This is a genomic window from Kerstersia similis, from assembly GCF_965139615.1.
GTDB classification, from domain to species: Bacteria; Pseudomonadota; Gammaproteobacteria; order Burkholderiales; family Burkholderiaceae_B; genus Kerstersia; species Kerstersia similis.
In genome coordinates this window covers 14,287-28,238 of sequence record NZ_CBCSIQ010000031.1, presented here as the reverse complement: position 1 = coordinate 28,238, position 13,952 = coordinate 14,287, and the positions used below count along the sequence as shown (strand labels likewise).

The following is a 13,952-nucleotide window of genomic DNA, read 5'->3' as shown; positions in this document are numbered from 1 at the left end:
GAACAGGTCGTCCAAGGAGATCATCATGGCATATAGCGATAAAGTTCTGGACCACTACGAAAATCCCCGTAACGTCGGTTCCTTTGATAAGGATGACGACAAGGTGGGTACCGGCATGGTGGGCGCGCCCGCCTGTGGCGATGTGATGAAATTGCAGATTCGTGTCAACGAAGAGGGTGTGATTGAAGACGCGCGCTTCAAGACTTACGGTTGCGGTTCGGCCATTGCTTCCAGCTCGCTGATCACCGAATGGGTCAAGGGCAAGACGCTGGCCGAAGCTGCGGCAATCCGCAACACCGAGATCGCACAGGAACTGGCGTTGCCGCCGGTTAAAATCCACTGCTCGATTCTGGCAGAGGACGCCATCAAGGCGGCGATCAAGGATTATCAGGACAAACACGCGAGCTGAGCCATGGCTGTTACCCTTACCTCGAAAGCGGCGGAACACATCGACAAGTTCTTGCGGAAACGCGGCAAGGGTGTCGGCTTGCGCCTGGGTGTTCGCACCACAGGCTGCTCCGGCATGGCCTACAAGCTGGAGTATGTCGATACGCCGGATCCTGCGGACCATGTGTTCGAAAGTTTCGGCGTCAAGGTGTTCGTCGATGCCAAGAGCCTGTCCTACATTGATGGCACGGAACTGGACTACGGCCGTGAAGGGCTGAACGAAGGTTTCAAGTTCAATAACCCCAATGAAAAGGCGACCTGCGGCTGCGGCGAGTCGTTCACGGTGTAATGTTGTCTGCGGAAAACGATCATTTCGGCCTGTTCGGCCTGCCGCGTCGCTATGAGATTGATCTGGTGGCGCTGGAAAAAGCCTGGCTGGCGGTTTCCGCACAAGTGCATCCTGATCGCTATGCAACGGCGACGCCTGCCGCCAGGCGCGTCGCCATGCAATGGGCGGCGCGCGCCAACGAGGCCTACCGGGTGCTGCGCAATCCTTTGGCGCGGGCACGTTATCTGTGCGAGGTCCAGGGCGTAGATCTGCAGGTAGAAACCAATACGGCGATGAGCCCGGCTTTCCTGATGCAGCAGCTGGAGTGGCGTGAGCAGCTCGATGAAGCACGTCAGCGCAAAGATGCTGCCTTGCTGGACGATTTGAGCCAGGCCTTGGGGCAGGCTCGCGCCGCGGCGCAGGTACGGTTGGCGGTGTTGCTGGATCAAGATAACGATGTGGCAGGTGCGGCGAAGGTCGTGCGCGAGTGGATGTTCCTGGAAAAGCTGGAGCAGGAAGTCGAAAGCGTGCGTCACGACGGCGCCTAGAAACAGTATGATGCGGCCCGCCACCGGCGGGCGGGCCGGCTTCGGCGCGTCTGTACTCAGGCGCAAGGTGGCGGGGCAGATAGGATAGATATGGCACTTTTGCAGATTTCGGAACCGGGCGAAGCGCCCGCACCACACCAGCGCCGGCTGGCTGTCGGCATAGATCTCGGTACCACCAATTCCATCGTGGCAGCAGTACGCAGTGGTGTCTGCGATGCGCTGCCGGATATCCACGGCAAGGTGTTGCTGCCTTCGGCAGTGCGCTACCTCGCGGACGGCAATGTCGTGGTAGGGCGTGAAGCCCTGGCGATGCAGGCCCAGGATCCGTTCAATACGCTGGTGTCTTTCAAGCGTTTCATGGGCCGCTCGTTTCAGGAGGCCCGCAGCAGCCGGGCGCCTTATGAGTTCGTGGATGCACCGGGCATGGTTCGGATCCGGACGGTGCAAGGCGATATTTCGCCCGTGGAGGCATCCGCCAAGGTGCTCTCCGAGTTGCATGAGCGTGCCCGTGAAACGCTGGGTGATGATCTGGTTGGTGCTGTGATTACGGTGCCGGCCTATTTTGATGACGCGCAACGCCAGGCGACACGCGACGCCGCCCGCTTGGCCGGACTCAATGTACTGCGCCTGCTCAATGAACCCACGGCCGCAGCCTTGGCCTATGGCCTCGATAGCGGTGTAGAGGGAATTTACGCCGTTTATGACCTGGGTGGCGGCACGTTTGACATCTCCATTCTCAAGCTGAGCCGTGGCGTGTTTGAAGTCGTGGCCACGGCCGGGGACACGGCCTTGGGCGGTGATGATTTCGACGCCGTGATTGTCGATGACTGGTTGGCTGGCATTGCCGATGTTGCAACGTTGGACAAGCCGGACTACCGCAAGCTGCTGGTGGCAGCACGCCAGGCGCGCGAAGCGTTGTCCGATGCGCCGGTCGCCCGTTTGGATGCCCATCTGGAAACCTTGGGACGCCTGTCGCGCGAGTTGAGCGCGGAGCGTTTTGCTGAGCTGGCGCAGCCGCTGGTGGACCGTACCTTGGCTTGCGTGCAGCGGACGTTGCGCGATGCGGGCCTGGATCGGGCTGCGCTGCAAGGCGTCGTGATGGTCGGCGGTGCGACGCGCATGCCCGTCATCCGCGCAGCAGTGCGTGAGGCCTTTGCGCTGGAGCCCAGGATCGAGCTGGATCCGGATCTGGTGGTTGCTTTGGGCGCAGCGCAGCAGGCGGATCTGCTGGCTGGCAACAAGAGTGCCGGGGATGATTGGCTGTTGCTGGATGTGCTGCCGCTGTCGCTCGGGCTGGAAACCATGGGCGGGCTGGTGGAGCGCATCGTGCCACGCAACAGCGCCATTCCGGTTGCGCGGGCGCAGGAGTTCACGACCTTCAAGGACGGCCAGAGCGCGATGAGTTTTCATGTCGTGCAGGGCGAGCGTGAACTGGTGTCGGATTGCCGTTCATTGGCGCATTTCGAGCTGCGTGGTATTCCGCCTATGGTGGCAGGTGCTGCCCGTATCCGGGTGACCTTCCAGGTGGATGCCGATGGTTTGCTCAGTGTGACGGCACGGGAGATGAGCCAGGGAGTCGAAGCCTCCGTGGCAGTCAAGCCCTCTTATGGCCTGAGTGACGAAGAAGTGGCACGTATGCTGGCCGATAGCGTGGCGCTGGCGGATGACGACGCCCAGGCTCGCATGCTGCGCGAAGCATTGGTCGAAGCGCGTCGTCTGTATGAATCGGTGCAGGCCGCCTTGCAAGACGATGCCGATCTGCTGTCGCCGGCTGAGCGTGGCGCTGTGGATGCTGCCATGGCGGCTGTCGGCGCTCTGGATGATGGCAGCCATGTGGACATGGTAAGAAAATTGACCCAGGCGCTTTCAGATGCCACCGACGAGTTCGCGGCGCGGCGCATGGATCGCAGTATCAGGGCAGCGCTCAAAGGGCGCACTCTGAATGACATAGCTTGAGATGACATGCCGAAGATTACTGTTTTACCCCATCCCGAGGTTTGCCCCGAAGGCGCAGTCATAGAGAACGCGCCTCAGGGAGAGTCCATTTGCCGCATTCTGCTGGACAATCACATCGAGATCGAGCACGCCTGCGAATTGTCATGTGCGTGCACGACCTGTCATGTGATCGTACGCGAAGGCTTTGATTCCTTGCCTGAAGCCACGGATACCGAAGAAGATTACCTGGATCGCGCCTGGGGCTTGACGCCCGTGTCGCGCTTGTCCTGCCAGGCGAAGGTTAGCGACGAAGACCTGGTGGTGGAGATCCCCAAGTATTCGATCAATCACGCCAAGGAAAATCACTGATGAAATGGACTGATAGCCTGGCCATTGCAGAAGCGTTGTATGACGCTTACCCGGATGTCGATCCCCTGACGGTGCGTTTCACCGACATGCATGCCTGGATCGTGGCCCTGCCTGAATTCGAGGACAATCCCGAAGCGTCGAACGAACGCATTCTGGAAGCGATTCTGGAAGCCTGGATCGACGAAGCCCGTTGATCCCTGGATCCCTGGTCAAACAAAAAACGCCCTTCGGGGCGTTTTTTGTTTGCACGTTTCGCTGCCGGAATGCATACGTGCAGTCCCATTTGCACAGACTTGCTTGTGCAGAGCCATTTGCGCCAGTCTTTGGGGGAGTGTGTTGTATGTGGCTCGTCTATGCTTCAGGCACCGGTTTGCAGCAAATTGCTTACGGACGGGGCGGAGGCCAGCTATTGAAAGCAGGCAGGCTGCCCTGGGCGGGCACCTTGGCGCGTTGCAGGATGAATGAGATGGGAATTATCAGGGCGGCATCGACGGCCTTGCCGCTTTTGGTTCTGGCCGGGCTGAATTGCCACTGTTGGATTGCGGCAATGGCAGAGGCATCCAGCCTCGGATAGCCACTGCTGGCGGCAAGGGCGACTCGGCTCGGTTTCCCTTTGCTGTCAATGTGGATCAGTACCTCTACGATGCCTTCCTGGCCCAGGCGTCGGGCGATAACAGGGTAGTCGGGAGTGAGCTGGTTGGTGACGACGGGTTTGCTGACGATCGGGTCTGCAGGGTTGGGGTCGTTCCAGTCTTCGGGATCGGCCAGTGTCGCCAGTACTGCGAGCATGGCTTGTTGCTGCGCGCCTATATTCCTTATGGCATGGCGGCTGCGTGCCTGCATGCAACTTTGCCGGAGTTTCGCTGCGGTATCCCGTTTGTTGCGGGCTTGGTAAAGCTCTGCCAGTTGGCAGCTCAGGTCGGCCATTTGCGATAAGTGGGCCTGGGACGGTGTGGCGCCCAACACACTGATGGCCTGCCTGAGATAGCCCGCCTGCAGGGTGCTGTAGGTTTGGATGGCTGCTTCCTGATTGCCGCTCGTGCTTGCCATTGCCTCGGCTTCGATCTGGGCCAGCTCGACGAGCAAGGCGGCATGAGTCAGGGGCTCCGCCTCCAGGTCTCGGTAAAGCGTGTGGGTGAAGAGCAGGGCACGCTTGGCGTCCTGAGGACGAGATGCGTGATGGTAAGCCGTGCCAAGCGCGTGATAAAGATCGGCTTTCTGACGTGCGGACGAGTAGTGGATATTCGTTTGGTAGAGGATGCTTTCGAGCAGGCGGACGGCATCCTCATCGTTTCCGGCTGCCATCAGGGCGTTGGCTTCAACGAGACTCGAGGATCTTTGGGGGGGCACATGCGTCGGCTGGCTGAAAGACTGTTCGACGAGCGCCGGCGGCTTGTCCTGGGCATGGGCCGGGATGGAAGCCAGCAAGGGGAGCAGGGCGGCGAAGGCGCGCTGGTAAAAACGCTGCATGAGAGAAGGCATCGTCATCAGGGCGCTAGGTGCTGCGCGCCGTGCATGGAGGTAGGGACAGGGCTGGATGCAACACCGGCGCCTTGTTGGGCGCCGGTGCAGGGGAATGGTAGCAGTGAGGGATTAATCTTCCCGCCGCAAATGCGGGAACAGGATGACATCACGAATGCTGGGGCTGTTGGTCAGCAGCATGACCAGACGGTCAATGCCGATACCGCAGCCGCCGGTAGGGGGCATGCCGTATTCCAGGGCGCGGATATAGTCTGCGTCGAAGTACATGGCTTCTTCGTCGCCGGCATCCTTGGCTTCCACCTGGGCGCGGAAGCGCTCGGCCTGGTCTTCCGGATCATTCAATTCCGAGAAGCCGTTGGCGATTTCGCGGCCGGTGATGAACAGTTCGAAGCGCTCGGTAATGCCAGGCTGGGTATCGGACGCGCGCGCCAGCGGCGAGACTTCCACCGGATAGTCGATGATGAAAGTGGGGTGCCACAGCTGGGCTTCCGCCGTTTCTTCGAACAGGGCCAACTGCAGGGCGCCCAGGCCTGCGCGTGCGAGCGCCGGACCTTTGACGTCTGCCCCCAGACGGGCCAGTTCCTTGCGCAGGTAATCCGCATCCTGCAGGTCGCTTTCCTGATAGCTGGGCGCGTATTTCAGAATGGCACCCACGATGGTCAGGCGGTCAAAAGGCTGGCCCAGATCCAGTTCACGGCCTTGATATTCAAGCTTGGCGCTGCCGGTCGCAGCGATGGCTGCCTGACGGATCAGGCCCTCGGTGAATTCCATCAGCCAGCGGTAATCCGCATAGGCTGCGTAGAATTCCATCATGGTGAATTCAGGGTTGTGGCGCGGGCTGACGCCTTCGTTACGGAAGTTGCGGTTGACTTCGAAGACCCGTTCGAAGCCGCCCACGATCAGGCGCTTGAGGTAAAGCTCAGGGGCAATACGCAGGAACATTTCCATGTCCAGCGCGTTGTGGTGCGTGACAAACGGCTTGGCGCTGGCGCCGCCGGGAATGGGGTGCAGCATGGGCGTTTCGACTTCCAGGAAGCCGGCCTCGACCATCGCTTGGCGGATGCCTGCGATGGCTTTGCTGCGTGCCAAGAAGGTGCGGCGCGTGTCTTCCGTCATGATCAGATCGACATAGCGCTGGCGATAACGCAGTTCCTGGTCGGAAACGCCGTGGAACTTGTCCGGCAACGGGCGCAGCGACTTGGCCAGCAGGCGGGCTTCGCTGGCATGAATCGACAGCTCGCCCTTGCGGGTCTTGAAGATGCGGCCCGTGACGGCAATGATGTCACCGATATCCCACTGCTTGAAGGCGCCATAGACATCTTCGCCCAGCACGCCTTTATCCAGATAGATCTGGATGCGGCCGCTGCCATCCTGCAGCGTGGCGAAACTGGCTTTGCCCATGACCCGTTTGAGCATCATGCGGCCAGCAAGGCGGACGATGGCAGGCGGCGCTTGCTCCAGCGCTTCTGCATCTATCTCGCCGTAGCGCTGGTGCAGGTCGGCCGCATGCGCGTCCGGTTGGAAGTCATTGGGGAAAGCGACGCCTTCTGCGCGAAGGCGGGCCAGTTTGCCGCGCCGTTCCGCAATCAGGCGGTTTTCGTCGGTGACGGGCGTGGCGGGCGTGGAAGAATCAGTCATGTCGATGAGTTGCTAGGGCGTTCGGGAGCGTGGCGGGAAGTCCGGCGGGCCGGTGGGTCTGTTTAGAGGCCCTGCTTCAGGCTGGCCTGAATGAAAGGGTCCAGGTCGCCGTCCAGCACTTTCTGGGTGTTGGAGATTTCCACGTTGGTACGCAGGTCTTTGATGCGGCTGTTGTCCAGCACATAGGAACGGATCTGGTGGCCCCAGCCCACATCGGTCTTGGAGTCTTCCAGCTTCTGCTGCTCGGCCATACGGTTGCGCATTTCCAGCTCGTAGAGCTTGGATTTCAGCATTTGCATGGCTTCGGCGCGGTTGCGGTGCTGCGAGCGGTCGTTCTGGCACTGCACCACAATACCGGTCGGGCCGTGTGTGATACGCACGGCTGAATCGGTTTTATTGATGTGCTGGCCGCCGGCGCCGCTGGCACGATAGGTGTCGATGCGCAGGTCTGCCGGATTGATTTCCACTTCAAAGGATTCGTCCACCTCGGGGTACACGAAAATGCTGGCAAAGGAGGTATGGCGGCCGCCCGAGGAGTCGAAGGGGCTTTTGCGCACCAGGCGGTGCACACCGGTTTCCGTGCGCAGATGACCGAATGCGTAGTCGCCTTCCACCTTGATGGTGGCGGACTTGATGCCCGCGACATCCCCTTCCGATTCTTCCAGAATTTCGGTCTTGAAGTCTTTGCGTTCACAGTATTTCAGGTACTGGCGCAACAGCATGGAGGCCCAGTCCTGGGCTTCGGTGCCACCGGCACCGGCCTGGATGTCGATGAAGCAGTTCAGCGGATCGGCCGGATTTGAGAACATGCGGCGGAATTCCAGCGCTTCCAGTTCGACCTGGTAGCCGCGGGCATCCTCTTCGATGGACAGCAGGGTGGCCTCGTCGTCATCGGCGCTGGCCAGTTCAAACAGCTCCAGAGAATCACGAACGCCATTGTGCAGGTGCTCAAGTGTGAGCACGACCGTTTCCAGGCTTTTCTTTTCGCGTCCGAGATCCTGCGCATGCTGGGGGTCGTTCCAGATGGTGGGATCTTCCAGTTCGGCGTTTACGACTTGCAGGCGTTCAGCTTTGCTATCGTAGTCAAAGATACCTCCGAAGCTGGCCGACACGGTCGGCGTAGTCTTCGAGGTGGGCGGCGATCTGGTTCTGGCGTTCTGCTTCCATCGTGGTTCCTGGTATGCGCTTGCCTCACCGGCCTTTGGCTGGCCGTGCCGGGCGGGGCCGGCGGCCAGGCAGTTGTGAGCCTGGCGCAAGTCTATTGCAAGTCTGTTTCGGTAGATTAATCCGCTATTTTAACGCGCTGAGCCCATTCTTAGGCGGATTCCGGTGGATGCGGTTCAATGCGGTTGCGGCCATTGCGTTTGGCGGAGTACAGCGCCATGTCAGCCGTCTTGGTAACGCTCTGAAGCGTTGCGCCGTCATCGGGGTAGAGTGCGATGCCGATGGAAACCGTGATGCGGATATTCTTGGGAAACACGGTGCGTTCCACGCGCAGCCTCAGGCGTTCAGCCACCCGGTAGGCCACGGCGGCGCTGGTGTCGGGCAAGAACAGGGCAAACTCCTCCCCGCCGCTGCGGCAAGGCAGATCCGGGCCACGAGAGTTGTCGCGGATGACGGCGGCGATCTGCTGCAATACGAGGTCGCCGATGTCATGGCCGTGGTTGTCGTTGATCTGCTTGAAGTAATCGACATCCAGCAGCAGCAGGGCGAAGGGCGCACGCTCGTCAATCCAGCGCGTGACCTGTTCTTCCAGGCCGCGCCGGTTGGCAAGGCCGGTTAATTGGTCGGTAGAGGATTCCTGGCGCAGCTGGCGCAGTTTGTTGTGGATCAATGCCAGGCTGTGCAACAGGGATTGCTTGAGCTGCGCCGCCTCGAAATACCAGGTGCGGATAGCCAGCAGCTGATTGCGTGTGCTTTCCACATTGTTCATATGCCTGCTGCGCCGGGCCAGTTGCGACAGGGGAAGGGTGATATGGCGCGAGATCCACCAGATGATGACGATCAACAGCAGCATGACCGGCAGCGTGTAGGAGAGGGTCTGCAGCAGCAAGGTGCCCTCGTTGATCAGGACACCTTGTATGGGGCGTTGCGCCACCACTCCCCAGTTGACGCGCTGTACCACGGCATAGCCTGCCAGCAGGTCTTCGCCGTTCTCCAATTGTCTCAGGCTGCCGTCCAGTCCTTCCTGAATGGCCAGGGCCATTGGCGTTCCGGCGATATTCTGGCCGATCCGGTCATTGTCCGGATGATAAATAATGGTGCCTTTGCCATCTACGACATAGAGGATGGAGTCATTGTTATAGAACTGTTGGCCAAGCAGGTTGTGCAGGATGTTTTTTTGCTGCGTATGGATGGTGCCGCCGATATAGCCGTGATAAACGCCATTGGCATCGAACAGAGGCCACGACATCAGCAACACAAGCCGGTTGCCCGCAGAGCGGTAAATGCCGCTGATGTAGGGCGAGCGCAGGGCCAGCGAGCCGCGCACGCCTTCGCTGTCGATGACGACGTTGGGCGCATCATGACGCACGGTTGGCGAGGAGCGTGCCAACAGCTGTGCCTGCTCGGAGACGATATGCACCGAATCGAAGAGATTCCCTTGCTGGCGCAGGCGATGTGTTTCACGCTGCATGGCAACGCTATCGCCATAGAGGGGCGGTTGCGGCAGGCCACTGACGTCAGGTTCCGTGCCCATCAGCAGGCGTGCGCTGTACTCCAGCTGCGACATCGCGTCTTTCAGGAAAGTGTCGGTAGCCTGAGCCAGCTTTTTCGCGTAAACGTGATTGGCTTCCAGCGTGGTTTGCAGCAGCATATCGCGCTGGACGCGGTTGCTGGAGTACAAGACGTTGACCAGAGTGACGAGAACTGCAAGCAGAGTCAGCGAGAGAATGAGTTGGCGAAGATTAATCCTGCTCATTAATGCAGCCCCGTTGCTGCCCCATGGAGATCGGGCGATGGCCGGATTCTAGCATTGCACGGTGTCGCCACCCGGGACTTGAGGCAATAGTGGCGCAAGTGTTGTGGGGAATTGGGGGGCAGGTCGTGATGGCAGTGCGCATGCTCCCGCAAGCGTGTGTCTTGCGGGAGGGGGGCGGTGCCAGGCGTCAGGGTGCCGCATTGCCGCTGGCGGGCCTGAGGCCTGGCGTCACGCGGGTTCTGCGTGTTCCAGCATCAACTGAATGTTGATGTTGCCGTTCCACTCGTTGGTTTCCAGCCGATACGCGGCAGCAATGAATTCCGGTAGTGGGTCGGCATGATTGAACCAGATGGCATCATAGAGCTGGCCGTTGCGTTCCAGGCGCAGCTTGAGGTGGCGCTCCTTCAGCAAACGTTGCTGCACGACGCGGAACTCATCGAGAAACAAGGGCGGTGGGAAACCGGCCCCCCAGACCTGCTGGCCCAGCAGATTGGCTACGGTCGTGTTGGCGTAACCGTCTTCCAGCGATCCATCCGTCTCGATGAGCGGTTCGAATTCAGTGCGGCCGGTCAGTTCACGTACGGCATCTTCGAAGGCCGGCGCGAAACGCGGGAAATCCACTTTGGCAATGGTCAGGCCGGCAGCCATGGCGTGACCGCCAAATTTGCGGATCAGGCCGGGGTGTCGCTTGGATACGATATCCAGCGCGTCGCGCAGGTGCACATCGGGAATGGAGCGGCCTGAGCCACGGATTTCCTCGTCATCTGCCGGTGCGAAGGCGAGTGTCGGCCGCCAGTATTTTTCCTTCAGGCGCGAGGCTACCAGCCCGACAACGCCCTGGTGCCAGCTATCGTCGAAAACGCAAACGGTGGCGCCCGGCGTGGCGCTGGCCGCTTCCATGCTGGCCAGGGCCTGCTCCCGCATGACGGTTTCTATGGTGCGGCGTTCGCGGTTCATGCCGTCGAGTTCGCGTGCCAGCTCCAGCGCCTGGGCCTCGTCATCCGTGGTCAGGCAGGTAATGCCGAGGCTCATGTCCGCCAGGCGGCCGGCGGCATTGAGGCGCGGGCCCAGCGCAAAGCCCAGGTCAAAACTGTTGGCGTTGCGTGGTTCGCGGCCGGCAACGGCGAAGAGGGCGCGTACGCCGGGCTGCATCAGGCCAGCACGCATGCGTTGCAAGCCCTGTGAAACCAGCAAACGGTTGTTCGCATCCAGCTTGACAACGTCGGCAACAGTGCCCAGCGCCACCAGGTCCGCCAGTTCATGCAGGCGCGGGCCGCCATCGGCCGGATAAACGCCACGTTTGCGGAGTTCCGCGCGCAGTGCCAGCAGCACATAGAAAATGACGCCCACGCCCGCCAGGTTCTTGGAGGGAAAGCCGCAGCCGGGCTGATTCGGGTTGACGATGGCCAGCGCGTCGGGGAGCGTGTCGCCAGGCAAGTGATGGTCGGTGACCAGAACCTCTATGCCCATCTCGGCGGCGGCCTGTACCCCTTCGACGCTGGCGATGCCGTTGTCCACGGTCACAATGAGATCGGGATGGCCGGAGGGATGGCGGCAAGCCAGTTCAACGACGGCCGGCGAGAGGCCGTAACCAGTTTCAAAACGGTTGGGAACCAGGAAATCGACATCGGCGCCCATGGCGCGCAGGCCGCGCACCGCGACCGCACAGGCGGTTGCGCCGTCGCAGTCGTAGTCGGCGACAACCAGCAGCTTGCAGCCGGCGTCGATGGCATCAGCGAGGATTTCGGCGGCTTCTTCTGCGCGTGTCAGGCCACGCGGCGGAATAAGCGCCGGCCATTTCAAGCTTGTCTGGGCCGGGTCATCCACGCCGCGTGCGGCCCAAAGGCGAGCCAACAGGGGGTGGATGCCGGCGCTTTCCAGCAGGCGGGCGTGTGAGGGCGAGGCGGGACGTTGTGTCAGGCGCGGAGTTGCCACCAGTTTTTCCATTCATGTTTCGGGACAGGCAGCCAGCGCTGCCACCAGGGACGCGGCGTCAGTTGCAGTGTGACCAGTCGATCGCGGCCCGTCAGGATCAGGGCTTCGGTATTGCCGGGCTGCATGAGCCAGGGCGCCAGCCGAGCTTCCAGTTGTTTGATGTGTTGCAGCCAGCGGCCCCAGTCTTCCGCCAGCGCGGCGTCCTGCAATTCAGGCCATAGCACCGGGCGGCTGCCGGGTTGGCGCGGCCAGGGAGGGGAGCCGCCATACAGCCACAGGCCATTGACCGGTACCAGGCCGCGTGCAGCGCGTGCTTCGTTGACAGGGTGCTCATGCCAGGCCATCTGGATTTCGTTGAGCACACGGCGCCAGGGACGTAGCGCCGGATCGTGGTTCCACCAGCCCAGCAGTCCGTCGCGTGCAACGGTTGCAGGGCTGGCGCTGCGTGCTTGAGCCAGCAGGCCTTGCTCGTCACGCAAAGCCCAGCGGCCCGGCTGCAATACCTGCGCGGCCAGGCCATGCTGCACCAGGATATCGCCTGCTGCCAGTGACAACTCAGCATCTTCTTCCGCGCTGATTTGCAGTTCCGGCAGCGGGATCAGGTTGACCTGATCGGTTCCCATGGCGATATGGGCGAATTCTGCCAGCCAGACGGGCTGGTCATCGGTGACCTCAGGATGCAACAAGGGCCCCAGACCGCTGGCCCAGGCATCCGCCACGGCGGGCCGGAAGCCTTCGGCGCGTAGCCGGCAGACTTCCTCCGGCGTACAGCCGGTCAACGCAGGAGGCAGGGATTCGGGCAAGGGTTTGGCGCGCCGGAACAGTTCGACCAGGCGTGGCGTGGTCTTTTCAAGCTCTTCCGCCAGCGCCGGGGCGATGGCGCTATCCGGCAGGGCACCAGGGATCAGGATAGACATGGAAATGGATTGTAGTGCGAGACTTGCGCGGATGGACGAAGCGCGCAACGGGAAACCGCATAAAATGGCGCGGATGTCGAAACCGCATAAACCCCTCCCGTATGAGATTTGGATCGGCCTGCGCTATGCAGACCTGTCACGGATCGCGTTCCAGACCTTGCGCCGCACGGGCGTGCTATGGCTGCTGGCCCTGTTGTGGCGCCTGCTGCCGGGCCGTCGCGGCGATCCGTTTGCCGCCTGGCGTCAGCAGGCGGGCATCGGGGCGCAGCGAGACGGCTTCGTGTCGTTCGTTGCCGTCAGCGCCATGGCGGGTATTGCTTTGGGTGTTGCCGCGCTGATCGTGGTGCTGTCCGTCATGAACGGCTTCCAGTCGCAGGTGCGGGATCGCATGCTTTCGGTGTTGCCGCATATTGAGCTGTATGTGCCGCGCGCCGCGTCAGACAACCCGCTGGATGGCTGGCAGTACTGGGCGCAGGAGGCGCGCGAACATCCCGCTGTCAGGGGGGCGGCACCGTTTGTTTCGTCGCAGGCCATGCTGGTCAGGGGAAAAAACTTGCGGGGCGTCAAGATCAGTGGGGTCGATCCTGCTGAAGAGGGGCAAGTGTCCGATTTGCCCAGGCAGATGGTCAGTGGTTCGCTGGATGACCTGAAGCCGGGCAGCTATGGCCTGGTGCTGGGCGCCGCGCTGGCAGACAGCCTGGGCCTGCAGTTGGGACAGCCGATCATCTTGATGGCGCCCGAAGGCAGTGTGAGCCCGGCGGGGTTCTCGCCGCGTATGCGCCAGTTCCGTCTGGTGGGAGTATTTGAATCCGGGCACTATGAATACGACTCCAGTCTGGCATTTGTGAATGCGGAAGATGCCGCCAAGGTATTCCGTGAGAATGCGGTGTCCGGGGTTCGTTTGCGTATCGCCGACATGGAAAAGGCGCCAGAAGTCGCGGCGCAGCTACAGAATCAATTGCGTGGGCACGTGATTGCCAGCGATTGGTCGCAGAACAATCGCGTGTGGTTCGCGGCGGTCAAGACGGAAAAACGCATGATGTTCCTCATCTTGATGCTGATCATTGCCGTGGCGGCCTTCAACCTGCTGTCCTCGCTGGTGATGGCGGTCAAGGATAAACGCTCGGAAATCGCAATTTTGCGCACTTACGGCGCAACGCCGCGGGAAGTCGCTCGTATCTTCCTGGTGCAAGGCGCCTTGATCGGTACGGCGGGCACTTTGCTGGGCGTTGGCCTGGGTGCCTTATTGGCCTATAACCTGGAAAGCATCGTACCGGCCATCGAGAATCTGTTGGGGGTGCACTTCATTCCGCAGCAGGTGTATTTCATCAGCTCGCTGCCCTCGCAGCCGCGGGTGGAGGATATCGTCGTGATCGGGGTGTGCTCGCTGGTTTTGTCTCTGCTGGCAACCTTGTATCCCAGCTGGCGTGCGTCGCGCCTGCAACCGGCAGAGGTGTTGCGCAATGAGCATTGAAATCCAGGAAAATGGTGCG

13 protein-coding genes are annotated in these 13,952 nt (G+C 61.2%); 7 read left to right on the top strand and 6 right to left on the bottom strand.

Going from position 1 to position 13,952, the window contains the following annotated elements; translation table 11 throughout:
* Positions 1-25: 25 nt before the first annotated feature.
* The 6 genes from iscU to iscX all read left to right on the top strand — a co-directional run bounded on the left by iscU (position 26) and on the right by iscX (position 3,761).
* Positions 26-409, top strand: coding sequence for a Fe-S cluster assembly scaffold IscU (gene iscU / locus ACNA1V_RS15545; RefSeq protein ID WP_068368519.1), 384 nt, complete (start codon positions 26-28; stop codon positions 407-409).
* Positions 410-412: 3 nt separating this feature from the next.
* Entirely contained in the window at positions 413-736 is a 324-nt protein-coding gene (gene iscA, locus ACNA1V_RS15540) for an iron-sulfur cluster assembly protein IscA (protein WP_415834515.1), read from the top strand.
* Positions 736-1,263 carry a Fe-S protein assembly co-chaperone HscB gene (gene hscB / locus ACNA1V_RS15535; protein WP_415834514.1) on the top strand — a complete coding sequence of 176 codons (528 nt, stop codon included), beginning with the start codon at positions 736-738 and terminating at the stop codon, positions 1,261-1,263. Before iscA ends, hscB begins: the two co-directional genes overlap by 1 nt.
* A 90-nt stretch (positions 1,264-1,353) precedes the next feature.
* Entirely contained in the window at positions 1,354-3,219 is a 1,866-nt protein-coding gene (gene hscA / locus ACNA1V_RS15530) for a Fe-S protein assembly chaperone HscA (protein WP_415834513.1), read from the top strand.
* A 6-nt stretch (positions 3,220-3,225) separates the two neighbouring features.
* The gene (gene fdx / locus ACNA1V_RS15525) at positions 3,226-3,567 is read left to right on the top strand and encodes an ISC system 2Fe-2S type ferredoxin (RefSeq protein WP_415834512.1); all 342 of its coding nucleotides are present in this window, start codon (positions 3,226-3,228) and stop codon (positions 3,565-3,567) included.
* On the top strand, positions 3,567-3,761 hold the full coding sequence (iscX, locus tag ACNA1V_RS15520; RefSeq protein ID WP_415834511.1) for a Fe-S cluster assembly protein IscX: 195 nt from the start codon (positions 3,567-3,569) through the stop codon (positions 3,759-3,761). Before fdx ends, iscX begins: the two co-directional genes overlap by 1 nt.
* A gap of 190 nt (positions 3,762-3,951) precedes the next feature.
* Here iscX and ACNA1V_RS15515 read toward each other — a convergent pair whose 3' ends face one another.
* From ACNA1V_RS15515 to ACNA1V_RS15490, 6 genes are all read right to left on the bottom strand, one after another.
* The gene (locus tag ACNA1V_RS15515; RefSeq protein WP_415834510.1) at positions 3,952-5,055 is read right to left on the bottom strand and encodes a TonB family protein; all 1,104 of its coding nucleotides are present in this window, start codon (positions 5,053-5,055) and stop codon (positions 3,952-3,954) included.
* A 105-nt stretch (positions 5,056-5,160) separates the two neighbouring features.
* A complete protein-coding gene (lysS, locus tag ACNA1V_RS15510) occupies positions 5,161-6,687 on the bottom strand; it encodes a lysine--tRNA ligase (RefSeq protein WP_415834509.1) in 1,527 nt (508 codons plus the stop codon).
* Positions 6,688-6,749: 62 nt separating this feature from the next.
* Positions 6,750-7,854, bottom strand: a protein-coding gene (prfB, locus tag ACNA1V_RS15505; protein ID WP_415834508.1) for a peptide chain release factor 2 whose coding sequence is annotated in 2 segments (ribosomal slippage) — positions 6,750-7,772 and positions 7,774-7,854 — 1,104 coding nt in all. Because the reading frame shifts where the segments join, the coding sequence is not laid out codon by codon here.
* 148 nt (positions 7,855-8,002) lie between these two features.
* Positions 8,003-9,607, bottom strand: coding sequence for a sensor domain-containing diguanylate cyclase (locus ACNA1V_RS15500; protein WP_415834507.1), 1,605 nt, complete (start codon positions 9,605-9,607; stop codon positions 8,003-8,005).
* Between the two features lie 228 nt (positions 9,608-9,835).
* Entirely contained in the window at positions 9,836-11,542 is a 1,707-nt protein-coding gene (recJ, locus tag ACNA1V_RS15495; protein ID WP_415834506.1) for a single-stranded-DNA-specific exonuclease RecJ, read from the bottom strand.
* On the bottom strand, positions 11,524-12,459 hold the full coding sequence (locus ACNA1V_RS15490; protein ID WP_415834505.1) for a hypothetical protein: 936 nt from the start codon (positions 12,457-12,459) through the stop codon (positions 11,524-11,526). The genes recJ and ACNA1V_RS15490 overlap by 19 nt, the downstream gene beginning before the upstream one ends.
* Before the next feature lie 73 nt (positions 12,460-12,532).
* Between ACNA1V_RS15490 and ACNA1V_RS15485 the strand changes: the two genes are divergently transcribed.
* Positions 12,533-13,933, top strand: a complete 1,401-nt coding sequence (locus ACNA1V_RS15485; RefSeq protein WP_415834504.1) for a lipoprotein-releasing ABC transporter permease subunit — start codon at positions 12,533-12,535, stop codon at positions 13,931-13,933.
* Positions 13,934-13,952: the final 19 nt, after the last annotated feature.